The following is a 25,437-nucleotide window of genomic DNA, read 5'->3' as shown; positions in this document are numbered from 1 at the left end:
CTCATTTTTTGTTGTCTCGATCCATAACAGCTTGAAAGTCTTGATTTGCTTTGTGGGCCGATTCTTTGATATCTTCCCCGAGCAAGCCTTTGATCACGATGTCTCCGACAATATCGCGGGCTTCGCCAACACTAATAACCTGCGGTCTGTCATGGCCGATACCGTCACTAATCGATTTATTAATCACAGAAATATATTCCTTTGGAAATCCGCTAACCCCTTGAGGGTCGCTCCATACTGAATTGCGTGCACCGGGATTCCCTTTAACCTGTGATTTCATAACGAGCTCTTTGCTTGTCGCCCATCGGATAAAGGACCATGCCGCGTCTTTATTGTCAGAGGCGGCGTTAATGGCAATTCCCCATGCCGTAACGTTATAGGGCCTTGCACCTGATTTCCCAGCTGGAAACATGGCGTATCCTACCTCATCAGCAATCGGCGATTTGTCCGGGTTGGCAGCGGCAGAGTAGATAGCGCTAGCATCGGTTAAGAATGCCGCCTTTCCTTGGGCGAATACCCCCACCGCCTGAGGCCAACCCATATTCATGACCCCTGGAGGACCATAATTTTTCAGTAAATTTACGTATCTGGTTATTCCGCTTATTGTCTCAGCCGAGTCCAGCGTCGCCTTCCAGCCTTGTTGAAAATCGCCGCCTTCCGAATAGATAAAGGAGGACAATTGCGTCACTAAAGCGTTTTTCTGTCCTCTTGCGACAAACCCGTATACGCCACCCTGCGGATCATGAAGCTTCTTAGCTGCTTCCTCCAGTTCATCTAACGTTCGCGGAACCGATATGCCCGCATTTCGGAGCAGATCCTTGCGGTAATATAAAATTTGCTGCTCCGTAGAAAGCGGAATCGACAGCAGCTTTCCGTTATCCGTCGTAGAGTCGATTGCCGACTTCGAAAAGTCTCCATAATCATAATCGGCATCCTTATGGACATATTCATCCAAGGGCTGGAGCCAGCCGTTTTTGTTAAAAAGCTTTAATTCCTCCAGCGGCCTAAGCATAATAATATCGGGATTCGAACTGTCTGCGTCAAGCTGAACAGATAGCTTCCTACTCAACTGCTCATTTGAAAATATTTGCAAATCAACCTTAAGGCCTGTTCTTGCTTCGAATTCGGGTAGTAAGGACTTAATCACCTCGGACGCCGGTCCCTTCCCCATATAAGCCGTAATCGTATTATCCGCGAACTTAGCGCCTGTGTTTTTAGAAGCGCTATCATTCGTTGCCGAACAGGCTGACAAAACAATTAGCATAAGAGCAACATATAAAGGAGTTGTGAACCATGGTGCCCCACCCAGCTTCATTATCATCACTTCCCTGCTACGTTGCTTTTACTGATTTCATCCAGTAGTTAATATTGTACACATGCTTGAAGAAGAAAGGAAATGGGATTTTTTTATCTTTTGGGTAATTAATTAGCGTCTACAAGTCCAAATATCATTATAAAGCGTATTAATTACAAATTCCTAAACCGACACTTGAATGTTTCCTCCAGAATAAGGTATACTACTACAAAATCAAACACCGATATCATGCCAGTGAAGAGCATCCAACTCGGAGGCGTTCTCGCCAAGGGCTTCCTTTCCCCTAAGTTAACCGGACCCGCCCGTTACCGCGGAACGAAAGTGGATTGAAGGGTAGCCCCGGCTGGGGCGACACCGTTCAATCAATTTGGGTGGCACCGCGAGACAAGCGCTCCTCGTCCCATAAGGATGAGGGCGCTTTTTGTATTTTTACAAAAAAGGAGCGCGGTGTGATGCTGGAAATCAAGTGGATCAGAGAACATGCGGAAGAGGTGCAAACGGCGGCCGACCGGAAGGGAATTTCGGTCTCCATCGGGGAACTGCTGGATTGTGAGGACAGGAGGCGTAAGCTTCAGCAAGAGGTGGATCAGTTAAGGCAGCAGCGAAATGAGAATACTAATAATATTGGTAATCTTATTAAACTTGGCAATGCGGAACAGAGCAACCAGCTGAAGCACCGTGTAAAGGAGTTGAACCTTCGGCTGCGTGAGCTGGAGCAAGAGCTTGCCGCGGCCGAAAACCGGCTCAATGAGCTGGCTTTGCTGGTGCCGAACATCGTATCGGACGACACCCCGGTCGGTACCTCCGACGAAGATAACGTCGAAGTGAGGCGCGTAGGCGAACCTCCCCTGTTCCCCTTCAACCCGAGAGATCATGTAGCTCTCGGCGAGCTTCATCATATGATTGACGTCCCCCGCGCAGTAAAGACGTCGGGGACACGGCATTACTACCTTCGGGGCCTGGGAGCTCAGCTGCACAGGGCCGTACAGCAGCTTGCGTTGGACCTCCTTCTCGTCAAGGGTTTTACGTTGCTGGAGGTTCCCTTGCTTGTGCGAGAAGAAGCTTTAACCCGTACCGGCTTTTTCCCGCTCGGCGCAGATCAAGTCTATCGTCTGGAAGGACACGACGCCTGGCTGGTCGGCACCTCCGAGGTTCCTCTCGTCTCGTACTATGCCAAGGAAGTGGTGGATGTATCGGCGCCTATCAAGCTGGCTGCCGTCTCCACCTGCTTTCGCAGCGAGGTGGGCTCGGCGGGAAGAGACGTCCACGGACTGTACCGTGTCCATCAATTCGCCAAGGTCGAGCAGGTGATCTTATGCGAGGCGAGCCTCCAAGCGTCTGAAGAGCTGCTGCAAGAAATCACGGCAAACGCAGAAGAGCTGCTTCAGCTGCTGGAGCTGCCGTACCGGGTCATGGCCGTATGCACAGGAGATATGTCGCAGAAAACCTACAAGCAGTTCGATATCGAAACCTGGATGCCCAGCCGCAACGCCTATGGGGAAACGCATTCGTCGTCGAGCCTGCTCGATTTCCAGGCAAGGCGTTCCCATATCAGATACCGGGATGAACAGGGAAAGCTGCGCTACTGCTACACCTTGAACAATACCGCCGTCGCCTCCCCGAGAATCTTAATTCCCTTGCTTGAGAATCATCAGCTGGAGGACGGCTCGATTCGCATCCCTGCGGCCTTACGGCCCTATATGAACGGACTTGCGGTTGTTACTCCTGCGGGATAGCCCGGCAAATCCCTCCCTACTCCCCTCCTACTCCCAGGAGGGGAACTCCATTTTTGCGGTATTCATTCGGCGTCATCCCGGTTTTCTTCCGAAAAAGGCGGTGGAAAAACTTCATATCGCGATACCCGACGGCTTCGGCAATATGCTGAACCGTCATATCCGTTGTTCGGAGAAGCTCACAGCTGCGCTGGATACGCAAGTTCTGCAGGTAATGCGTGAAGGTGCTGCCCGTTGCCTGCTTAATCAGCTTATGCAGATGACTTGTGCTTACATAGTTATGGCCTGCGACTTCCTTGAGAGTGATATCCTCATGATACCTTTTGCGAATGAAGCGGATCGCCTCCTCAATCTTCTGCCGGCCCGGCAGGACGGTCTCCTCTTGCTCGGACATGCGGTGAAGCATCGCAACAATCTGATGAAACAACGACTGGACGATCACATGGTAGCCGGGTGAGGCCTGGCGATATTCGGTCAGCAGGGTGAGAAACAAATCGTACAGGACATGGTCCTTATCATGAAAATGCAGCCAAGGATGAGGCAAGCTGGAAGGTCGGTAGAGTGCCCGCTCAAGCAGCGAGCCCGGCGGCGGAAAGCTCTGGAACATAGGAAGCGCTTCCAATCGAAAGACACAGTTGATCACGGTCAGGCTGTTGTCTTCGGTGGACGTGGAAGGACGGTACACATGGCTGGTGCCGATCGGCAGCAGAAACAAATCGCCGCGTTTCACGGGAACAACCCGATCGTTAATGTATTGATAGCCGCTGCCCTCGCTGACATAGTTCATTTCGAATGCGTCGTGAGAATGCTGTGGGGTACGGAAAGCTTCGAAGGCATAATTCACAAATATATGCATGCCGGGACGGAATCGGGGGCTGAAGCGGAAAACTTCCGATACTTGAATACCCATAATCGCAACACCTCCAGAATCATTTCCTCTTCTACTGCGCAGGAACGAGCATTGACCTATACAAAACCAAACGAAGCCTATATCTATGAAAGTGCCTTCATGTCATAATATCCCTGTTATCCCATTCAATAACAAAGGAGCTGTGAATGATGAAGAAGGTGAAAAAGTGGACCGCCCTGCTGTTATCTCCCCTGCTTGCGGCCACGCTGATCCAACCTGACGCTTTCGCATCGGATCCGGCTGCCGGCCAGCTGCCGGCATTCCCGGGGGCCGAAGGCGGAGGCATGTATACGACCGGCGGACGAGGCGGAGAGGTGTATGAGGTCACGAACTTAAATGACTCCGGACCCGGATCCTTGCGGGACGCGGTCAGCCAAGGCAATCGGACCATCGTGTTCCGGGTTTCGGGGAACATTGATCTGAAATCAAAGCTGATTATACGCGCCTCCAACCTGACGCTCGCCGGTCAGACGGCTCCCGGGGACGGCATCAGCATCAATCATTTTCCTGTTATTGTTGAAGCGGACAACATCATTGTCCGGTATTTGCGGTTCCGTTTAGGCGACATTCCTCTTGGAGAAGAGGATGCGATGTCCATACGCAAGCACAAGCAAATCATCATCGATCATTGCTCCTTCACCTGGGCGATCGATGAGGTGCTCTCCCCTTACGAGAACGAATATACAACCGTACAATGGTCCATCGTCGGGGAAGCACTGCATATGTCCAAGCACAAGAAAGGACGGCACGGCTTCGGCGGCTTGTGGGGCGCGGGAAACTCCACCTACCATCACAACCTGCTGATTCATAACGCCAGCCGGAACGCCCGTTTCAAGGGCACGGTGAAGGAAGACCCGACACTCGATTTCCGCAACAACGTCATTTATAACTGGAATTATCAATCCGCCTATGGAGGAGACGCCTCCGAGCTGAATATGATCAACAACTATTTTAAGTACGGACCGGACACCGTGATTGACAAAAGGGCGCGCCTTCACGAGCAGACAGGCTCGCGGGGCTCCGTATATATTGCCGGGAACTATGTCGACGGCAACCCGGAAGTAACCGCAAACAACATGCTCGGCGTCGTTCTGGACGCCGGTAAGCAGGTGCGAACCGAACCGGTGCCAGCCTATCCGGTCACGACCCATACACCACAGGAGGCTTATGAGCTTGTATTGCAGCAAGCAGGTGCCATTCTGCCGAAGAGAGATTCCGTTGATGCCCGCCTCGTGAACGACGTTCGGGATCGTACTGGCCGGCAGATCAACTCTCAGACAGAGGTCGGTGGCTGGCCTGCTCTTACCAGTTTGCCTGCCCCTGCGGATACGGATCACGACGGTATGCCTGATGAGTGGGAGCTTCGTCATGGGCTGAACCCTGCAGATCCTGCGGACCGCAATGGAACCGCCGCCGACGGATATACGAATTTGGAGAAGTACTTGAACTCTCTCGTCGGCAACGGAACCTTGAACCCGGTCGTTCGCCTGACCAAGCCCGAGCAGCATCAGCAGTTCCAGAGCAAAGGGACCGTTGTGATCGCAGCGGAAGCAACGGATCCGGATGGACGTGTGGATAAGGTAGAGTTTTACGCCAATGGCCAAAAAATCGGTGAAGACACCAAAGCCCCCTTCCAGATGACTTGGAACCATGTAGCGGACGGTACCTACTTCGTCATGGCCAGAGCCTTCGACAACAGCGGGACGCAGGCGGACTCGACGGCGGTGACTGTTCATGTCAATACCAACGGCAGCACGGCACCGTGGGTATCTGCCGATGTAGGCAATCCGGCTATTCCCGGACATACCTCTGTGACGGATGACGTTTACATCCTGAAAGGCTCCGGTAACTGGCGGGAGGACGATTCCTTCCACTTCGCATATCGTAAGCTGACCGGTGACGGAGAGATCGTTGCCCGTGTCGACCACATCACTGATGTGACACCGCACAACCGGGCAGGACTTATGATCCGTGAAAGTCTGGAGCCGGGCGCGCGGGAAGCGATGATGGCTCTGTCCGTACGCGGAGAGGCGTATGTCGCCGTCTTCTACAACCGGGATCATGCCGGAGCGCCGCTTACCGAAACGCCGCCGATCGCGGGCCTGCACACGCCTTATTGGTTAAAGCTGACCAAGGCGGGAGACACGCTCACCGGCTCCATCTCCCAGGACGGCACCACTTGGAGACAAGTATCGTCCACACAGCTGTCGGGGCTCGGAGAGGTTTACATCGGGATGGCGGTGGAAGCCGCGAGAGAGAACAACCTGATCAACAACTACAACACGTCGAAATTCTCAAATGTGACGGTTACGGGCTCGTTGAAAAGGTAGCCGTAGTCTATGGGGGACTTATTTGCGGGAGCGAATAAGTCCCTTTGCTTTGCTATTCCGTTACTCAAATGCCGTCAGCGTCACCGGACCGATCAAGCCCGACGGCAGCTGCAGCCGGTCGATGCGGTTCGCCAAACTATTGGTAACGGTCACCTCAAGTACGTTATCTCCCTTGATCACATAAGGAGTCACGTCAAACCGGTAAGGCGACCACATGACAACACCGGCTTCCTTCCCATTTACTTTGACCTCGGCAATCTCATAAGCCTCACCCAGATCAAGTACCAATCGCTCAGGCAGCACATCCGTAGCCCATTCGAATGCACAGCTGTAACAGACCGTACCGGACGCATGCTCCAACCCTGCCGTATTCGACCACGAGCCGATCGACGGAGGTTCGGCCGGTAACGAGTGCTCCCGGACACTCCAGCCCTCCGATAGAACATAGGCGTTACGTGGACGTAACGGCTTGGATGCCTGATCCGATACGGATGCTCTGGACGGATCAATGCGAAGCACAACGCTTTGGCGGCGCTCCAGGTCCAGCTGAATGCACTGTCCTGCTTCCGACGGCAAGGTATGGATCGGACGGACGGTGCCTGCCCAGGCATCCCAAAGCTCCGTGTACCCTGTGACGACTGTCGCCAAGCTGCCTTGATAGGATACTTCCCCTTCATTGACCGCAACGATAAAATGCTGATTCTCCTTAATCACATGCGTTACTCGTATATCAGCGTGGCCCGGTGTTAAGCGTACGGTCGGAGCTGCATAAGGCTCTATCGCGGACACCAGCCCGTTCACATCGGATACAACGGCAGTCGCAACGACCTGGCCTTTTGCACCGCCTTCAGCAGCGAGACCAATGATCACTCCACCCTGCTCCTTAAATTTCTGCAGGACACGCACCGTTTCCGGTTCCAGCTCGTCTCCTTCCTCAAGCAGCACCATGGTATATTCGTACCCGGCAATGCGAATGCTTCCGTCAAGGACGACGCCGGCCGTCGTCAGGAGCTTCTCCTCCAAATAATTGAACTCCCATTGATTCTCGTAAAGCGGCTTCACCATACGCCAAGGCAGCGAATCCTCTTTACATACAACGGCGATGGAGGCTTGGTTGCGGCTATCCGTCATGAGCCAGCTCATCCGCTTAATATACTGCGCAATCGTCTTGTAATGCGGCCACCAAATGTTGTTCGGCCCTACATCGGGCGGTCTCTCGTTAAATCGGCGCGGGCCGTCGACGGAGTAATAGAAGGCATGCGGACTGATCAGATTACAGCCTCGAACGAACAACCAGTCCAGGTACCATTTCATATCCCCTGCACTCAGGTTCCAGTCGTTATTTTTACCGCATACGCCCAGCACTTCATTTAAATTCCGGCGTCTTCCCCGGTGTCTCGCCGCATCGGAGGCACACTTGGCCGCCGTGCTGTGCCTTCCCTCCAGCCCGAGGTTGTTCTCCGGTGCGACCCACCGCCACACGACATCCTGGCCCGGAATCTGGAACAGCTCCAACAATCCTATATCATCGCTTGCCGCAGGGTGCCCGGTTAACGCAATGCCGTGCTTTTCGCACCATTCGCTCAGCGGCTTATAGTAGGATGCCGTCATCCGCTTCTGAACCGCTTTGCGGTATTTCGCACGCACCGCGGAAGCGGACCCGTTATTACAGTCCAGCCAAAGCAGCGGCAGCTCCTGCTCTTTGTTCCCTTCCGCAATGAAATCGGCTAAGAAATCCTTCGTCCAGGATTTCAGGCCCTTGATATGTCTGCGTCCCATAATCTCAGGTTCATCCGTAAACATGGCAATGACGGTGGTGCCGAATTCATCCTGCAGCCACTCGTAATACCGCTCATGGGTGAGGCGAATAAACTTGGCGGTCGCGGCCGGGTTCAGCAGGTCGGCGGAGGCAGGGACATTCGGTTCTCCGTCATCCTCCCCGAAGTGGATCCCGCGGATCGTTCCTTTGGAGATCGTCTCGATAAATAGGAGAATCGTCCATTCCGGCGCTTCCCCCTCCAGCTGATCCAAGGAAACGGTGTCTTCTACGGGATACAGGAGGACGGAGTCCGCCGGATCGATGCTTCCCTCTGCGGATTTCTTTACCGCTTGCACCGAAACAAGTACGTCACCATCTCCCATGCAATCGGATAAAAGCAAGCGATCCGCTCCGGACTTCTCGACCATTTTCAAGCCTCGGCTGGCGTACTCGGGGTTCCCCTGAACAACAAGCCCCTTAGCCGCTCCGGAAGGATACATCGCTTCGTCGTACAAAATCACCTTCATTCCAAGCGATGCCGCTTCTTTGACCGCGAACCGCACAAGATTCATGTACATGTCGGACAAGTAAGGGATCGATTCGGGAATGCCGATTCTAGGATGAATCACAAAGCCCATGACACCTTTTTCCGCAAAATCGTGAATTTGCCTGCGCAGCTCCTCCTCGGTCAAGTTATCGTTCCAGAACCAGAACGGAATCGGTGTGTACTCTTCCGACGGATGAAGGAATTGCTCTTCCCATGACATTCGACTCATACATCTTCTCCTTTTAGGGGACGAAAGCCCGCCCCGGCACGGATTGGACGGCAGAAGGGCGAGCTTAGCGCTTTTGAGTTATTTGGACGCCTTTTGGGCTTCTTCGATTTTCTTGGTCGTTTCCTCTTCCGCAGCACGGAAGACCGTATTGTAATCAGGGTCGAGCATCAGCTTCGGCACCGTTTTGGCGTATGGGGTCAGCAGCGTCTTATCGAACAGCGTTTGGGTCGCCATCGGAGCAAATTTGTTATAGAACGATGCCTTGAGATTTTTGTCCTTAAACTTGCTTTCCTGTCCGTAAGCCTTCTTGACCTCTTCATTCTTCAAAACAGGCATAACCCCCAGCTTGGACAGCTTCATTTGAACCTCATCTGAAATAAGGTGTTTAATGACCTTCATCGCTTGATCCGGCTGCTTCGACATGGAGGTGACGGCAAAGTACGTCGGATACGGCTGCGAGCCAACGCCCGGCAAGCTCTCAAAGGTTGGAAGCGACACCATATCCCAGTTCATCGCCTGGAAATCCTCCGGGAATACGAATACGATGGAAGAAAGCCAAGCAAACATCGCAAGTTCCCGATCCTTCAAAAACTCGTTCCGGTAAGGCATTGCGTCCTTATGCGCTCTCATATACTCACGGTAGCCCGGAGCTTTGGCCGGCTCGACAAATACAGTTTCGAAGTATTCCTTCCATTTTTCGTTGGAGAAGATCGTCGGTTTATTCGCACTATCGACGAACGGAAGGGAGAACTGGTTCATCGGCAGCATGTGCGTTTGCGAGGACGAAAGCCCCACGTATTGCTTTCCGGCTTCGGAGCGCGTCACTTCCTTCGCCAGCTTATTGGCTTCCGTCCAGGTCATGCCATCCTTAGGATAGGGAACGCCAAACTTATCGAAGATGTCCTTATTATAATACAGCACCATATTGTTATTGAACACCGGGATGCCGTACATCTTCGCACTGTCGATCTGTTTGATGGAATCTGCTACAACCGGCTCCAAGCGCCCCATATCGACATTGTGCTTTTTGGCAAGATCGGTCATATCCAGCTGCATCCCGTTGTTAATGAGACCGTCCATGAAGCCGCCGATGGAATCCCAATAAATATCGATCGTCTGGCCGGCTGTGAGCAGCTCCTTCAACCCGTTATTAGGCTGCTTCTGCAAGTAGGTAATTGTGTAATTGGGAAACTTCTCCTTCAGCGCATTGCCGAAGCGCTCATTCCAGCTCTCCTGCGAGTCGCCGCTATTGGAGTAAATGACAAGCTCCGCCTTCTCGTTCGGATCGTCTGCCGCAGGCTTCACATCCGCAGGCTTGACGGCCTCCCCGCCGCCTCCGCAGGCGGTCAGCGCCGCAGTGATTACACTTGCCAGAGCGGCAGAGCTAATTACCTTTTTCCAATTCATGCTTTCATCCCCCACAATGATTTTATCGATTTATCCCGGAACGGATGCGTTCCGGCGGATCGAGCATAGGATATCGGTCGGTTAAAACAAGCTCAGGCGGTCGCCGCTGTGCAGTCGAAGCTCGTAGTAAGACGGGCCGAGCGTAGATGGCTTCAGCTGTTCTAATGCTTGGTTATGCAATTGCGCCCAATCGGGCAGCTTTACTATGATTTGAGTGTCCCTGTCAGCCTGGAGCTCCGCCCGCAGCGTGCCGTCTTCCCGATTCCACTCCATCGAGACGCGGCCGGTATGGAATCTCCAATCGGTTAGCCTTCCCCGGCTCCAGCGTCCCGGCAGTGCCGGAAGAAGCTTGATCATCCCCGGCGATACCTGCAGCAGAAGCTCCTGAACGGCATTGACCCAGCCCAGGTTCGCGTCGAGCTGAACCGGCGCCGTTGGCATCGACATGGAGATCCCCATGCCTCTCCAGTCGTTATGCAGTGTAAAGAGGTTAGGCAGCAAGCAAGACCGGGTTAGGGTGTTAAGGCAATCCAGAGCACTGTCGCCGTCGCCGAGCCGGGCGTAGATGGCGGCCATATGCACTAGCGACCAGCCGCTCTGGGCCCCGATCTCCCTCTTGCGCACCGCAGTATCGAAGGCCTCATATAAGCCGGGAGCGTTCTCCCGCGTCACTTCATTGCCGGGAAAAACGGGATATAGATGGGACAAGTGCCGGTGATTGTAGCGGTCCTCAAAAGCAGGATGAATCCACTCGCAGACTGCCCCTTCTTCATTTACCCGGTAGGTTGGCAGAAGCTCTTGCATTCGCTCCCATTCCGCCGCAGCAGCCGGTTCGGCGCCTATTGCGTCGTACGCTTCTATCAGATGCTGCAGAAGCTCCTTAAGAATAGCCACATCCATCGTCGCATTGATCGTTGTCGGCATCGGATGCGCCAGCGGCTTGCCATCGGTCGGCATATAGTTCTGCGGCGTATTCTCAGGCGAGACGGAAGGGTATACCTTATAAAGCCCGTTCTCATCCGTAACAAGGAAGTCCTTATAGAACTGCATCGTCTCCAGCATGAACGGCAGCGCTGTCTTCTTGAGAAATTCCACATCACCGGTATACCGAAAATGTTCGTAATAATGCCGCGCCAGCCAGCCGGCCGCTCCCGTCCAATTCAGAATGACCGGGACGATTTGGTTCGGCACCCCTACGCCCGGCGTCGTTCCCGCTGGAATATATATGCCCCGGCAGCCGTAAAGCTTCTGAGCGTTGCTTCGAAAATCGTCCATCAGCCCTTCATAATAGCGGAATAAGGTCGGTACTAGCGATTCAAGACCTCCGACATGCGCGTGCCAATACATCATTTGGATATTCTCGTTGGCCATGTTATGGCACCAGACGAGCTTGTAATCGCCGCCCCAAAGTCCGTACAGCCCGAAGGGCTCTGCATCCGCCGAAGCGGAAGTGCCGCTTATAAACAGGTAACGGCCGTAGGACCACATTTTGCGGACCAGACTGTCCGGAGCTTCTCCCTCGTAAGCATCGAGCAGCAGCCGTTCATTCGAGTGCATACCCTCTTGCCCATTCCCCAGCTCAAGAGAAGCGGAGTGGAACAACGGGCCATGAAGCTCGGTATGCCTCTCCAGTAATTGATCATAAGTGGAGTACGTCCCGGTCAGCTCATCGAGCTCTTGCTGGAGCCGAGGCCAATCCTTCTCGCGCTCGCCGAGCACGAACGTCTTGACAACGATAAGCACGCCTGACGATTGCTCGAAGCGGATGACCTCCGACGCCCCGCTTGAAACGCCTTTATCCGGCAGCACCTTCATCACCGCGCCAAAATCCGTACCGTCATCATTGGTAGCCGCGTACCAGACCATTTGATCGTCTGCATGGACCTCCACGGTCCCGGCCAGCTCCTTGAACTGCTCGGAATCTCCGAAGCGATCGCTCGGCAGCAGCTGCAAGCCGATCTCTCCGGAGACCGTGCCGTCCGCTCCCGACAACCGATACACTACAGCCTGATCCGCCCGGGAGACGAAGAGCTTTCTTTCAAACGACCTCGACCCGTCCTTCCAAGCAACCGTGATTTCTCCGGTTTCCATGTCGAGAGTTCTGCGATATTGACGAAAAGCGTGCTTACACGGCATATTCAGCCGAATCGCCGCTAGGGGAAACCGGGAAGCGAGCCTTGTGGCATATCCCTGCTCCTTCAGCGCATTCGCCAGCTGCCAGCTGGCCTCAAGGAATCGTTCTTCATCCATTAGCCGCCGGGTTTCGGACAAGGTAGCGCTTACATCCGGCAGCTCATCGCGGTGCCCCCAGTGCCACAGCTTGGCATGATTGAGCACTATGGTTTCTTCCTGCACTCCACCGAACACCGAAGCTCCTATGACTCCATTACCCGAAGGGAGCGCCTCCCGCCACATGTTTCGCCACCATGAGGCGGGATACGTCATCACCAGCCGATTGGCCGTGCTTCCCTCATTCATTTTGCAGCGCCCTCCCGCAGCCGCTCAATCTCCGTACTGGCGAGCAGCAGGGGAGCTACCCCCATAAGCACGTCGCTGACAACCGGCTCACTAAGGTAGTAGGCGTAGGAGCCGTCGCGGTACTTGCGTCCGCCGAGACCCGCACCCTGACATATCTGATGCAGATGAACGCCTTGTTCATCCTCCGTCACGAAGCGGCTCAGGATACCCTCATAGGCGCGTTCGACCGACTTGCGGCTTACTTCAGACAAGTAGCCGAGTCGAATCCCCTTGGCCATCGCATAGGTCAGCATACAAGAACCCGACGCTTCAAGATAGTTCCCCTCGCGGCCGTTGCAGTCCATAACCTGGTACCACACGCCGCTTTCCTGATCTTGTACGCGGACGACGGCTTGCGCCATCCGCTCGAAGATGCCGGCAAGCTGACCGCGCTTCGGATGCCGGACCGGGAAATGCTCCAGCGCATCCACTAGCGCCATAGCGTACCAGCCCATTGCCCGGCCCCACACATGGCGGGAGCGGCCTGTGGCGCCGTCGCACCACCGCTGCTCTCTGCTCTCGTCCCAGGCGTGATGAAGCAAGCCCGTTTCCGGATTGCGAGTACGCCGCTCCACGAGCAGCAGCTGATGCGCCGCCTCGTCGAACCAGCCTTCCTCGCCGAAGGTGCGGGCAAATTCCGCCATGAAGGGCGAGGACATATACAAGCCGTCCAGCCACATTTGAAATGGATATATTTTCTTGTGCCAGAACCCGCCTTCGTCGGTACGGGGCTGCCCTGCCAGCTGATCGGTGAGCAAGCGTGCCGCCTTTTCATACTTGGCATCGCCGGTTTCTCTCCAAAGCCGCAGCAAATTTTTCCCTTTGTTAATATGATCAAGGTTGTATTCTTCCACGGAGTAGCCCTGAATGGAGCCGTCCTCATGAACAAAGATGTCCATATGCCGCTTGACGAAGTCATGGTAGCGGGACTCTCCCGTATGGTCGCCAAGCCAGCCGAACGCGGTAAGCGCCATCCCGGCGACATACCCCCATTTGTTAGCTATATTCGGATGAAGCCCTTCCTCGCACCGGGACAGGATGGACTCCGCCACCCGCACCGATAAGCGCTGATCCGTCCTAGCTTGCGCAGCGGTCTGCATCTTGTGAATTCCTCCTGTTCAAACTGTATCGTTCATTGCTTGAGGTACCGATACCAAGTCGGGTTACCTAGCTACATCCAAGGCTTAAGCCCTTCCCACTTTACCGTCCAGCTGCCGTCGCGCGGGAAGCCCGGGTTCGGCTCGCCTTCGTAGCCCTTCCACCCTGCTGCCATCATGGCTATTGCGGTAAGCACTCCGCCGTTCCCCGGCAAATACGCCGTCAGGCCGGGACGCTGGTAGTTATGCCCATTGGTCAGATAGGTGTTCTTTGTTGCATCCATCAGCAGAAAATCGATGGCAAGCTCGGGCTCGCCAAGTCTCGCCGCCGTCATCGCGCACATAGGGAAGTCCCAGCCCCATGCCGAATCCCACATCCATACATCCTTGACCTTGTGGAGTGTCCGACGCATGGCTTCCGGATCGATCAGCGTGCCGGGCAGAACGCCAAGGGCTGCCACCATGGACGGATGGTCTCTGTTCTTCTCCGTAAACGTATCCGAACACAGCTCGTGCGCCAAATACACGCCGTCCTCCTGCGGAGGCGGTGCCATGGATGCCGCTACCTCGGCCCAACGGGGGTTCGCTTCCACACCCAGACGTTCAGCCCACTGAATGGCCAGCTCCAGTCCGTGCTTCCAGTATTCCAGCTCGTAAGGGGGATTCTTGCTGCCGCTTAGCGGATGACACTCCTGAGCCGGAATTAACGGCGGACCCAAGTCGTACACGCGCTTTTCTTCGTCCAAATGGGCATAAGACACCATGAAATCGGCCGATTCAAAAACAACGTCCCGATACTGCTCTAACGTTTCCCGAGTCGGGCTCGCCTCATAGAGCAGACCCGCCATGACCATCGGATGCGGCTGCTGCCAGATTAAGCCGGGCGCGACCGCCGACGGACAAGGCTTGCCGTCGAAGCCGACCATCTTCGGCCAGCGCGCTCCTTCGTAGCCTTGGGAGGTCGCCAAGTCGCGGGCAATCGGCAAAATTTCTCGGTACCAGCCCATGCTCTTCTGCAGGTACTGCTCGCGGCCCCACAACGGAAAGTGAGATGCGTGCCACCAGTGCATTTCGAGATGCGCCTTGCCGAACCAGCTGTTGTACATCAGCCCGGTTTCCTGCGGAGGCAAGGAGCCGCCGCTGTGCATAGCGCAGAGGAACTGCGAGAGCACAACTCGTCGCTCCAGCTCGAAGGCTCGGGGATCGGAGCTGCCGGCGAAGTCGATAGCCGCTCCGTTCATCCAGAAGCTTTCCCAATACCGCTCGCTGGATGCTTCAATATCTCGGAAGGATGGCGTTTCGGGAGACTGTGTTGCAAAACCGACACTAAACTCCAAAGTATCCGACTCACCGCCCGGGACTAAGGTAACCTCGTGAGCACCTGTCTTGAGCAATCGGCCGGAGCTCCATTCCCACGCCACTTCATAGCCGTCCTCATCCATGCTTCGTTTCAGCAGCGCCCGGTGCTCCTGTACCTTCACTAGCTCCGTAGAATGTCTGTCGTCATGCTCCCAATCCGGGAACACGGACTTCGCCCATGCTGTATGAATCATGTCCGGGCCTGGGAAGCGTACGAACACCTGCAGCCTGCCCTTCCCGATCAGCGGCGATTCCACATGGACGCCGACAGTATCCTTCTCGGAATGACACGCTGTGGTGACTCGAACCGGTACTCCCTGCACGGAATATTCACTGGTAATCGTTCCTGTCCAAAGGTTCAGCTTCTGACGAATATTCGTCACGTCGCTCGCCTGTGCCTCCTCCCCGGATTCCCCTAGAAAGCGGAAGGAGATTCTGCCCAGATGCAGGCGGTGCGGATTTTGGCGAAGCCAGTGGTACGCCTCCGCCTTGTCGCCGGGCTTCATCGGATAGCCTACGAGACGGCCATATGTATCAAACATCTGATAGGCGGCATCCTTCTCGGTGAATCGGTTATGGCCTCCCGTGAAATGCCAGCCCCAATGAGACTGTGTGCCAAGCGGCACTTCATACTGCTCGGGAAAGGACTGCAAGCCGGTAATGTCGCAGCTGAAGGCGAACTCTCCGTTACCCACAGTAAACGGGGACAGCGGGTCCCACTTGCTCAGCTCGGGATGATGACGCTCTACAATGTTTCGTCTGTCCATGTCTCCTCCTTAAATGAACCGGACGATTCCCATCCCTTACTCCAAGGGGGAATCGATTCGGGTTTTCATGACATCCCGGTATTTGCCCGGGGTAATATCCTTGAATTTGCGGAAGCTGCGAATAAAGCTGTTCTCATGCTGATAGCCGACCATAGCGGCAATATCCGAAATACGGGCATCCGTCTTCAAAAGGAGCTCCGCCGCCCGTTCCATGCGCAGCTGCGTTAGGTAGTTGTAGATGGTCTCTCCCGTTTCCTGCTTGAACACCTGACTGGCAAGACTGCTGCTGATGCCGATCGATTCGGCGATCTCCGGAATGCCGATTGGCTCGTCAAGCCGCTGCTGCATATAATCGATCATTTGCTGGCACATGATAAAGTCCTTGCTCTGAGCAAGCCGGTAAAACCGATGGACCAGCGCCGTGACCCGTCGCTGAAGCTCCTCTTGAATATCCTCCAGCCGCAGCGTATCGAACTGTTCCACGATCGGCTCAGCATCCGTCTCCTCAGCCGGACGAAGCTGGTCGACGCGCTCAGCCACGGCTTCCAGGAAGGAAACGACGGTAGACGGATAGGCGTCTTGCTTGCGCAGCCGTTCGAACACCTCGTTTAGCGTTCCCTGCGCCGCGCTCTCGTCGCCGGCCTTAATGGCGAGCGTCAGCTCCTCCAGCAGCTGTTCGGACGGAAGGGGCTCTCCCACCTCATGCGCGGATACCTTCTCGAACAGAATGATCTGCCCGTAGCCCTGATATACGCGGTAAGCGAGCGCATTCTCCGCTTCGAGCATAGCCTGCCTCAGCCGGGTCATTTCGGTAAGCGGCGTACTGATCCCGGCAGAAACGCTAAATTTTAACAAATGAAAGACGACTTGAATCGCTTCGGCCAGCTTCCGCTCCAGCCGCTCCTTGGCCTTGGCCATCGGGATGTCCTCGCGGGACTGAAGCAGAATTGCCGTTTGGTCCTTGCCGAAGTCCGCACAAACGATGCGCCACTGCGGTTCGAATAGCTCGGCGACAATATTGGCCAGTGCAAATTTCATCAGAGATCGGTCCGCATCGGTATAGGTCCGCGACCATGCCTCATACCGGTCGATCGAGAGAATAGCTACCTGGATCGGGGCAGAACTCCACTGCGTAAAATAACGACTCCATTTTTCCTGAATGTCGCGTTTTCCCGTCAGGTTCGCGGTATAGATGTCATATAACAGCTTGGAGGCCGCTTCCGACATCGTCTCCCGTACGAGCTGGGACAAATGGGCATGATTGCTGACCAGCTCCCCGGCGAGCTTCTCCAGATTAATTCCCTCCGCGCCGGCTACTCCCTTACGGTCATATACGCTAAAAAGCTGCTTCAAGCGGCGAACGGGACGGAAGGCTGCAGCATTGATATAGAAGATGGTCGCTCCGCCCACCGCAAGCGCCGCGATAGAGACCAACAGCACCGTATCCCGCACCTTCTTGGATTTCGCCAGCAAGCTGTCCTGCTCGACGATGGAAACATATTTCCAGCCGGTTACGGGAGATTCCAGCTGATTGACGAGCAGCTTACGGTTATGATAGGTCAGATCGCCGCTGCCCTCCTCCTTTAGAACCGTAAGCGCTTCCCGGATGGCCTCGCGGTCAAAATCATAATTCGAGGAGGAGTAGAGAACATCGTCCTGCGTATCGATGATGAAGCGGATACGGCTGACATTATTGATCGAAGGAGGACTGAGCTTCGCGAACAATTCCTCATCCTTGAGATTGACCGCCACAATGCCGCGGAACTCGCCTTGAATCATAATTTTGCGGAACAAGGTCACGTCGGAAGCGTTTCGGCCTGCGCCCTCCGGTACATCCCGCTTCTGGATCACCGTCATCTTATCCCCGAATTCCTTCTCGACGCCGATCCATTCCGAATCGATGAAGTTCAGCTTGCTGGAGCTGTAGCCCTGCGGGATCGCAACGAAGCTGCCTTTCTGAATATCGTAAATATAAATGCTCTTGACGTACTTGGAATTGCTGATCAAGGTGGACAGCAGCTGGTACATATCGGTAATGTTGGCAATCGAATTCTGGTCCGCGCTTGTAAAAAATTGATAGACGCTCTTGTTCAAACCGACCTGTATGGCCACCTGGTCGCTTTCCTTGATCGATTCGTCGATTACGCTCATATTGAGCTGCAGCATCTGAAGCTGCGGACCGCTAAGCTCCTCCTGCAGCACCGACTTGGACGTATAATAAGAGGTCATGCTCACGGCCAAAATAATAAGGAATACGGAGAAGGTCAAAATCAATACAAGCCGGGCCTGGGTATGAGCCAAATTGTACTTTATCCATTTCTTGAGGGATTGCATAACGAATTGTTCCCACCTTATGCCGAGTATCTTCTCATTATATCGCGATTTGGTCCCCAAGACACCCCGCCCGGGCAAGTATTCCCGGCCTTCGTCAGCTCTTCCTTCCCAGCTCCCCGATCATACGCTCCGTCTCAATGCCGGCCAGCAGCACAATGCCGATCCCGTGCGTATCGTTCAAGTTCCAGCCCAAATCATGCTTGTAATAGGCGTTGCTGTGGGACCAGCCGGAGCCCTTGCATACGCCGTACAGATTGCCGCGTTTGTCAATAGCCCGCTCGCAAAGGCCTTGCCAGCCCGCAAGCACCGCCTTGACGTAAGGCTCCTGCTCTTCCAGCCAGCCATGCCGCACACCGAGGGCGAAGCCGTAAATGAACATCGAGGTGCAGGAAGCTTCCTCGTAGGACTCGTGGTCGATCAGCACCTGATGCCACAAGCCGTGCTTTCCTTGCAGCCTGCGATACCCTTCGGCCAGCTCCCGGTAAAAGGCAAGCACCGGTTCATACCGCTCATGGGTCTCCGGCAGGACACCGAGCAGCACAGCCAAGGAGAAGAACACCCAGCCGTTGCCTCTCCCCCAGGTTGCTTTGGAGGCCAATCCTTTGCTGACGTCAAAGACATGCGCCATAATGCTGCGTTCCGGAATGAACAAATACTTTTTGTACAACAACAGCTGTCGGGCAGCCTCGTCGATATAACGGGAATCGCCGGTCAGCTCGGCATACCTGCACAGGAACGGCACGCTCATGTACATATCGTCACACCACATGGTATTGTGCATGTTAGGCGAGACGCCGATACGGCGGTAAAGCGCCCCGTCCTCCATCCGGTCCTGCACGTTCATAATGTACTCCGCAATGTCGTCAAATACTTGGCTTGCGCCCTTAAGCGGCCGAACCCGGCTTGCAGTAATCGCCAAAGCGCCGAAGGAGCCGCAATCGTCCAAACTATCGATATGCGACAGCTGATTGTTCAAGCCAGCCGCTCCGAACCGCTCGCGATCCCATAACGAGTAAGCGTATGTCGAGGTAGCGAACTCTACATGCCGGGTTGCGTAATCAATCAGGTCGCTGCGCTGCAGCAGCTTGCCGGTTTCAAGCAATCCGGATAGGGTGACCCCGAGCGGGTAGTTCCATTTTCCGAACAGCTCGTTTTCCAAAAACGGCCGAACATGGGCTCCGGGCTGATCCGTCATCCAGAAGAACGTGCCTTCTCCGGTTGAAGCTACTGTGTCCATGCTCAAATACGCCGCCGCATCCGTTCCCTCTTCTTGCGGAAACGGTCCCAAGTAAAGCAATGAACCGGAATAACCGTGCACCTTGCGGGGGGCGGCGAGCTCAAGACCTCCCTGCAGCGGCTCCAGCTGAAAGCCCCAGCCCTGTTCCCCTGCGGAGCATCGGATCAACAGCTCCGAGCTTCCCGGCGCCGCCTCGAGCATCACGGTAAATTCACCGCCCTCCAGTACAGAGTGAACCGTCCGGCCCTGCCACTGGATCGATAGAGGGCTGTTCGCCCTGCCGCGGATCGCCGCCTGCTTCTGCGACCCGGTCTTGTTCACGACGGTCGTCCATGCATAAGCCGCGGCATCCGAGCGGTTCCCGAACAGCTGATCGAGCCGGCCGTGGTCGATTCGATTCACCACCGGCAGCCACATGGCTTCCGTCGCTTTCTCGGACACCGTAGCCTTCGGTATGTCCGTAAGCTGCCGCTCCATAGGGGCCGTATAGAGCCAGCCCTCCTCCCCCTCCCGCTCCTGGGACGGGACGAGGAAGTGGAACGGCTTGTTCTTGCGGTTGCTCGTGCCAAACTCCGCACCGCATGCTCCCCCGGCCCCTTTGGCCAGCTCCAGCACGAAGTGGTTCCAGCCGCGGGTAAGCGAGAGCTTCAGCTTCAGCGGTGCGGCTTCTGCCCCCTCCTCCGCAGGAGACGAGCCGTAGCGCTTTTGACCGTTATGGAACAAACGCACCGGTCCATGGCATCGGATGAAGAAGATGAAGTCCTGCGCTTGATCGATCCAAAGCTTTGCCCAGGCATAGACGTACTGCCCCTCCTGCATATCCGGAAACATCCGGGCAACCGGAAATTCGTAGACGTGATGTTCAAGCTTGCGAATGCCGCTCTCCCTGGTCACCCGGTACACCGGTCCGTGAGGCGGGTTGTCACCGACGTAGCGCTGGGCCATGACGGAGAGCACATGCGGGATGCTGCCGCTCTCCGTTTGGGATGCCATGCTGTCGGCCGGGTCGAAATATGGGTTCATGCTGGGTTATCCTCCATTCCTTACAAGCGACTTCGCCTCGGCCTGCTTCCCCCCGGAGATGACCTCGGCAATCGTGATAGGTCGATGCTCCTTCACGGAGCGCCATACCGCTTCTCCGGTAGCGACCGAATACGCTCCGGCTTCCGCCCCCGATAACACGCGGTAAGGCCGGCTTTGGTCCTCTCCCATAAACAGATCCTCCAACAGCAGAGGATCGCCGCCGCCGTGTCCTCCTTCTTTATGCACCACGTGAATCGTTTCCTTGGAGCCGAAGAGCGGGAAATAGTCGATTGTCTGTACCGGTGTCGGGAACGGCGTTCTCTTCGGCGCATGATACTCCATCGTTTCCAGGCGTCCCTTCGTGCCGTTAATGGCCAGACGGTAGCCCTCATACGGCAGAGAGAAGTTCACCGAATAGCTGAGCAGCGCGCCGCCGTTGTACCGAATGGAAGCCGTGTACGTATCCTCGATGTCGATTTCGGAGTCGAAAATGCATCGGTCCGGACGATAATCGGAGTAAGGGAAAGCCTGCTTTTCCGCCGCGAGCGATTCGAGGTGATCGTCCGGAACGCGAATATTTTTGCTTCGGGCATTCCACCGGGAATAGTAATCGCATTCGGCGGTATGGTCACAAGTGCCGCAGAATCGGCCGTCCTCCTTCTTCGGATTCGCTTCTCCTTCCGAGCCGTAATAGTTCAAGGCGCCGTAAGCGAATACTTCAACCGGCTGCTGGTCGATCCACCAATTCACCAGGTCGAAATGGTGCGTGCACTTATGTATGGAGAGTCCTCCGGAATGCTCGCGCACCCGGTTCCAGCGCTTGAAGTAACTGGAGCCATGATACGTATCCAAATACCAGTTCAAGTCAATGGAAGTAATGCGGCCAAGCTTTCCTTCGAGGATCAGCTCCTTAATCCGCGTATGAATCGGGGCGTAACGGTAATTGAACGTTACCGTTACAGTCCCTTTACTCGCTCGCTCCGCCTCCAGCACGCGTCGGCAGTCCTCGCCTGTCGTAACCATCGGCTTCTCGGTAATGACATCCAGATCGCGCTCCAGCGCAGCGATTACGTACCGGGCATGCGTATCGTCACGCCCGGCTACGATGATGACATCCGGCCGGGTTTCGTCTACCATCCGGTCAAAGTCCTGCTCCCCGTATGTTTTCACATCGGCGTGCTCAGGGTACCTGGACCGGTACAGATCGAATCGGACCGGGTCCCGGTCGAGCAGCCCCACCAGCTCGCAGCTGGCGGAGAACGTGCTCAGAATCGGCTTGGCGAACATGCCGAGCGCCCTACCGCTTACTCCACAGATTGCATATCGCTTCCTCATGATCAGATCACCGTTCCCTCTTATTTCTTCACCTTGGCGTACCAGTCTTGCACACGCTTCGTAACGGCATCGCCGCCCGCCTGCTTCCAGCGGCTTACGAATTCATCGAACTTCTCCAGCGGCCAATCGCCGATGACGATTTTGGTCAAATACTCTTGGAACAGCTTATGCGACTGAATGTCGGGGTACCCTTCGTATACCGTATTCGGCAGGCCGTCTCCCGCTATTCTGCGGGCATCCGCTGTGCTGATAGCGAAGATGTCCTGCACCATCTTCTGCATGTTCTCCGGGATCGTCTCCTTAATCCGAATATCCATATCCGCCTTCGTCGTCAGGTTGCGCATGCCAAGGGCGATCGGACGGCTGTCCTCCGGCGGCAACAGCACCTTCTTGCCGTTCACCACCTGATGCTGCTGACCCTCCAGACCGAAGCGAATGAATTCATCGTTGTTCTGGTCGTAGAAGAAATCCAGCAGGCGCAGGGACGCTTCCGCATTTTTCTTCGCTGCGGCAGGAATAATCCATTCCGGCTCGCCCATGCTCTTCTGGGTGACGAAGCCCTGGAACCCGTTCGCCTTAGGCACAGGCATACCGACGATGTAAGCGTCCGGCTGTCCCTTCAGCATGGCCGTGTACCGGTCACGAACGTTGGCCGGAAGGTGATACCAGCTGCCGACCAGGTTGTTGTTGATTTTGGCCTGCCACACATCGCCTTTATTCAAGAAGGTTTCGGTATCAAGCAGCTTCTCCGCATACAGCTCGCGAATATAAGCGATCGCGGCCTTCATGTTCGGCGTTACACCTGCGTATTGGATTTTGCCGTCATAAATATCCCACTCGGGGTTCCCTTCCCACATAGCTACGCCATACATGCCGAACAGATGGTCCATCCATTTGCCGAATTCGCGTCCCGAGGTCGGCAGCTCGTCTTTCTTCCCGTTGCCGTTCGGATCCTTATCACGGAACGCCTTGAGCACTTCCTTGTACTCCTCCGTCGTTTTCGGCATCTGCATGCCTACCTTATCGAGCCAGTCCTTCCGGATCATCGGAGCCCGCTCCGGCACGAGGAACACTTTCGGAATGTAGTAAATATGGCCGTCCGGAGAGGCGGAGCGAACGATATCCCAAGCCTCCTTCGGAATGTTCTTCCACACGTTCGGCGCATATTTCGGCAGCAAATCGTCCAGCGGCAATGCGCCTCCCTGTCCGATGAGCGTCTGCTCCACTCCGCCAATAGGACGAAGAATGTCCGGCAGATCGTCCGAAGCAATGAGCAAATTGAGATACTCGGTCGGCTCGGAGCCCGGTGGCGTCGTCATGAGCTTGTATTCTACCCCGGTTTTCTCGGCGACATATTTAACGTGGGGGTTATTACTGTCGGGGATGGTGCCCACGCCCATATGGCTCTTGAACACCTTCACCTGAACTGGCTTCCCGTCTTTAGCAGGAGTACCTGAAGCTTGAGGGGCTTCGCCCCCGTTCGAGCAGCCGCTTAGGGCGGCGGCAGCCATCACGGCGGTGAGTGCGGATAGCTTGGCTGATGTTAGGAATACGGATTTCGTCATGTGTGGATCCTCCCTTTTTCTACTCTTTCAACGACCCCACCATGGAGCCTTTTACAAAATACTTCTGCAAGAACGGATATACCAACACGATGGGAATGGTGGCGAATAAAATCGTCGCCGCCTTCAGCGTGGTCGTATTGAACTCATAATCGCCCAGGATCAAATTCACAGCCGCCAGCTCCTCCGGTGAGGTCAAATAGGCGCGAAGCTTCATTTGCAGCGGCCACAAAGAAGGATCCCGGATAAATAAAACCGCCCGCTGGAACGAATTCCAGTACCCTACTGCATAGAACAGGCTGACCGTGGCCAGAACGGGCTTCGAGAGCGGCAGGTAAATGCGGAACAGCACGCCGGCATCGCTGCATCCGTCGATTCGGGCCGAATCGTAGAGCTCCGATGGCAACCCCATGAAGAAGGTTCGGATGATGATCATATTAAAGGTACCGATTAGGCCGGGAAGAATCAATGCCCATAGCGAATTCATCAGCCCCAGCTCGCGAACCGTCAGGAAGAACGGAATGAGAGGAGCATTGAAGATCATCGTCACAACAATGGCCAGCATGATCGCCTTCTTGGGCAGGAACTCCTTATGCGACAGCGGATAAGCCATGAGCACGGAGAACAGCATGCTGAGGAACGTTCCGAGCACCGTAATGTATACGGTAACGCCGAAGGACATCCACAAGCCCTTGTTCTTCAAAATATGTACCCAGGAGGCCGGCGTAAACTCCACGGGCAGCAGGAACACCTGCTTCGAATCGGCGGCGATCGGCGAGCTGAACGACACGGCCAGCAGCTGTAATAGAGGAAACAGCATCGTAGCGGCGGCGACCGACAGCATGGCGTAGTTTAACGTCTGAAATAGTTTCTCTCCCGCGGATAGTCTCATCACCACAACCCCTGTTCCGTTTTTCGTGCCAGCCGGTTAAATGTCCATAACAAGGCGAAGCCGATTACCGATTGGAATAACCCAATCGCGGTCGTTACGCTGTATTGCCCCTGCAGCACCCCGGCGCGGTACACATACGTCTCGATGATATCCCCGACGGAATACGTCATCGGTGTGAGCAGGTTGAAAATTTGATCAAAGCCGAGCTCCAGGAAATTCCCGATGTTGAGCAAGAACAGCACCAGAATGGTCGGGAACATCACCGGCAGCGTGATATGCAAGGTCTGCTTCCACCGGTTCGCGCCATCCATGACGGCCGCTTCATACAAGTTCGGGTTGATACCTGCGATGGCCGCTAAATAAATGATCGTTCCCCAGCCGACCTCTTTCCAAATTCCGGAGATCACCACAATGGTCCGGAAATAAGCTTGCTCCTGCATAAACAGAACCGGTTCCAAGCCGAACCAGCCGCGAATCGAGTTGACGACCCCCTGGGAAGCCAGCAGCTCGAATACAATCCCCCCTACGACGACCCAGGACAGGAAGTGCGGGAGATAAAAGACGCTTTGGATCACCCGCTTGGCCAGCATCAACCGCAGCTCATTTAATAGAAGGGCCAAAATAATCGGCGCCGGAAAACCAAAGATCAGCTGATACAGCGCAATGACCGCCGTATTGCGGAGCACATGGTAAAAATCCTGGTAAGTAAACAAATAAATGAAGTTGTCCAAACCTACCCAGGAGCTGCCCAGAATGCCCTTAAAAATCTGGTACTTCTGAAATGCAATGATACTGCCCGCCAGCGGCACGTACTTGAAAACGAGATAAAATGCCACACCTGGAAGTGCCATCAGATACAGCATCCAATGTTTTCTCATGTTCGCGAGATACATACTTACTAATGTGGGCTTGCCTGCCTGTGCTTTGCTTTTGGCGGACACTAGCTTCTTCTGTGGGTACACTTCTGCCACCGCCACTACCTCCTCTGCTTCGATACCGCCATCTTACCGCCCCCCGGCTTGCGAATTCAACTGACCATTTCTCCATGGCATGCACAAATACGCGAAACCTTGCCCTGTCGGGG

The 25,437-nt window shown here is 55.1% G+C and carries 15 protein-coding genes; 2 read left to right on the top strand and 13 right to left on the bottom strand.

Annotated elements, in window-relative coordinates:
• Window position 1 precedes the first annotated feature (1 nt).
• Window positions 2-1,264: an ABC transporter substrate-binding protein gene (locus QMO62_RS26380; RefSeq protein WP_284646685.1), complete on the bottom strand. Its 1,263-nt coding sequence runs from the start codon at window positions 1,262-1,264 to the stop codon at window positions 2-4.
• Between the two features lie 503 nt (window positions 1,265-1,767).
• Here QMO62_RS26380 and serS point away from each other — a divergent pair.
• Entirely contained in the window at window positions 1,768-3,051 is a 1,284-nt protein-coding gene (gene serS, locus QMO62_RS26375; protein WP_284645483.1) for a serine--tRNA ligase, read from the top strand.
• A gap of 16 nt (window positions 3,052-3,067) precedes the next feature.
• Here serS and QMO62_RS26370 read toward each other — a convergent pair whose 3' ends face one another.
• A complete protein-coding gene (locus QMO62_RS26370; RefSeq protein WP_284645482.1) occupies window positions 3,068-3,958 on the bottom strand; it encodes an AraC family transcriptional regulator in 891 nt (296 codons plus the stop codon).
• Window positions 3,959-4,107: 149 nt separating this feature from the next.
• Between QMO62_RS26370 and QMO62_RS26365 the strand changes: the two genes are divergently transcribed.
• Window positions 4,108-6,288, top strand: coding sequence for an Ig-like domain-containing protein (locus QMO62_RS26365; protein WP_284645481.1), 2,181 nt, complete (start codon window positions 4,108-4,110; stop codon window positions 6,286-6,288).
• Window positions 6,289-6,348: 60 nt separating this feature from the next.
• Here QMO62_RS26365 and QMO62_RS26360 read toward each other — a convergent pair whose 3' ends face one another.
• The 11 genes from QMO62_RS26360 to QMO62_RS26310 all read right to left on the bottom strand — a co-directional run bounded on the left by QMO62_RS26360 (window position 6,349) and on the right by QMO62_RS26310 (window position 25,246).
• The gene (locus tag QMO62_RS26360; RefSeq protein ID WP_284645480.1) at window positions 6,349-8,823 is read right to left on the bottom strand and encodes a glycosylhydrolase-like jelly roll fold domain-containing protein; all 2,475 of its coding nucleotides are present in this window, start codon (window positions 8,821-8,823) and stop codon (window positions 6,349-6,351) included.
• A gap of 78 nt (window positions 8,824-8,901) precedes the next feature.
• Entirely contained in the window at window positions 8,902-10,230 is a 1,329-nt protein-coding gene (locus tag QMO62_RS26355; RefSeq protein ID WP_284645479.1) for an ABC transporter substrate-binding protein, read from the bottom strand.
• Window positions 10,231-10,311: 81 nt separating this feature from the next.
• Window positions 10,312-12,708, bottom strand: a complete 2,397-nt coding sequence (locus QMO62_RS26350; protein ID WP_284645478.1) for a glycosyl hydrolase family 95 catalytic domain-containing protein — start codon at window positions 12,706-12,708, stop codon at window positions 10,312-10,314.
• Complete coding sequence (locus QMO62_RS26345) at window positions 12,705-13,847, bottom strand: glycoside hydrolase family 88/105 protein (RefSeq protein WP_284645477.1); 1,143 nt, start codon at window positions 13,845-13,847, stop codon at window positions 12,705-12,707. Before QMO62_RS26345 ends, QMO62_RS26350 begins: the two co-directional genes overlap by 4 nt.
• A gap of 71 nt (window positions 13,848-13,918) precedes the next feature.
• Window positions 13,919-15,970 carry a glycoside hydrolase family 65 gene (locus QMO62_RS26340; protein WP_284645476.1) on the bottom strand — a complete coding sequence of 684 codons (2,052 nt, stop codon included), beginning with the start codon at window positions 15,968-15,970 and terminating at the stop codon, window positions 13,919-13,921.
• 36 nt (window positions 15,971-16,006) lie between these two features.
• A complete protein-coding gene (locus tag QMO62_RS26335; protein WP_284645475.1) occupies window positions 16,007-18,304 on the bottom strand; it encodes a helix-turn-helix domain-containing protein in 2,298 nt (765 codons plus the stop codon).
• A 94-nt stretch (window positions 18,305-18,398) separates the two neighbouring features.
• A complete protein-coding gene (locus QMO62_RS26330; RefSeq protein WP_284645474.1) occupies window positions 18,399-20,564 on the bottom strand; it encodes a glycoside hydrolase family 88/105 protein in 2,166 nt (721 codons plus the stop codon).
• Window positions 20,565-20,570: 6 nt separating this feature from the next.
• Window positions 20,571-21,899, bottom strand: a complete 1,329-nt coding sequence (locus tag QMO62_RS26325) for a Gfo/Idh/MocA family protein (RefSeq protein ID WP_284645473.1) — start codon at window positions 21,897-21,899, stop codon at window positions 20,571-20,573.
• A 20-nt stretch (window positions 21,900-21,919) separates the two neighbouring features.
• Window positions 21,920-23,464 (bottom strand): extracellular solute-binding protein, encoded by a 1,545-nt coding sequence (locus tag QMO62_RS26320; RefSeq protein ID WP_284645472.1) that lies wholly within the window; start codon window positions 23,462-23,464, stop codon window positions 21,920-21,922.
• A 19-nt stretch (window positions 23,465-23,483) separates the two neighbouring features.
• Complete coding sequence (locus QMO62_RS26315; RefSeq protein ID WP_284645471.1) at window positions 23,484-24,353, bottom strand: carbohydrate ABC transporter permease; 870 nt, start codon at window positions 24,351-24,353, stop codon at window positions 23,484-23,486.
• A complete protein-coding gene (locus tag QMO62_RS26310; RefSeq protein ID WP_284646684.1) occupies window positions 24,353-25,246 on the bottom strand; it encodes an ABC transporter permease in 894 nt (297 codons plus the stop codon). Before QMO62_RS26310 ends, QMO62_RS26315 begins: the two co-directional genes overlap by 1 nt.
• Window positions 25,247-25,437: the final 191 nt, after the last annotated feature.

It is taken from the genome of Paenibacillus silviterrae, assembly GCF_030167925.1.
Taxonomy (GTDB): domain Bacteria; phylum Bacillota; class Bacilli; order Paenibacillales; family NBRC-103111; genus Paenibacillus_G; species Paenibacillus_G silviterrae.
The sequence above is the reverse complement of the archived record's forward strand: the minus strand, read 5'-3'. Positions and strand labels throughout refer to the sequence as shown.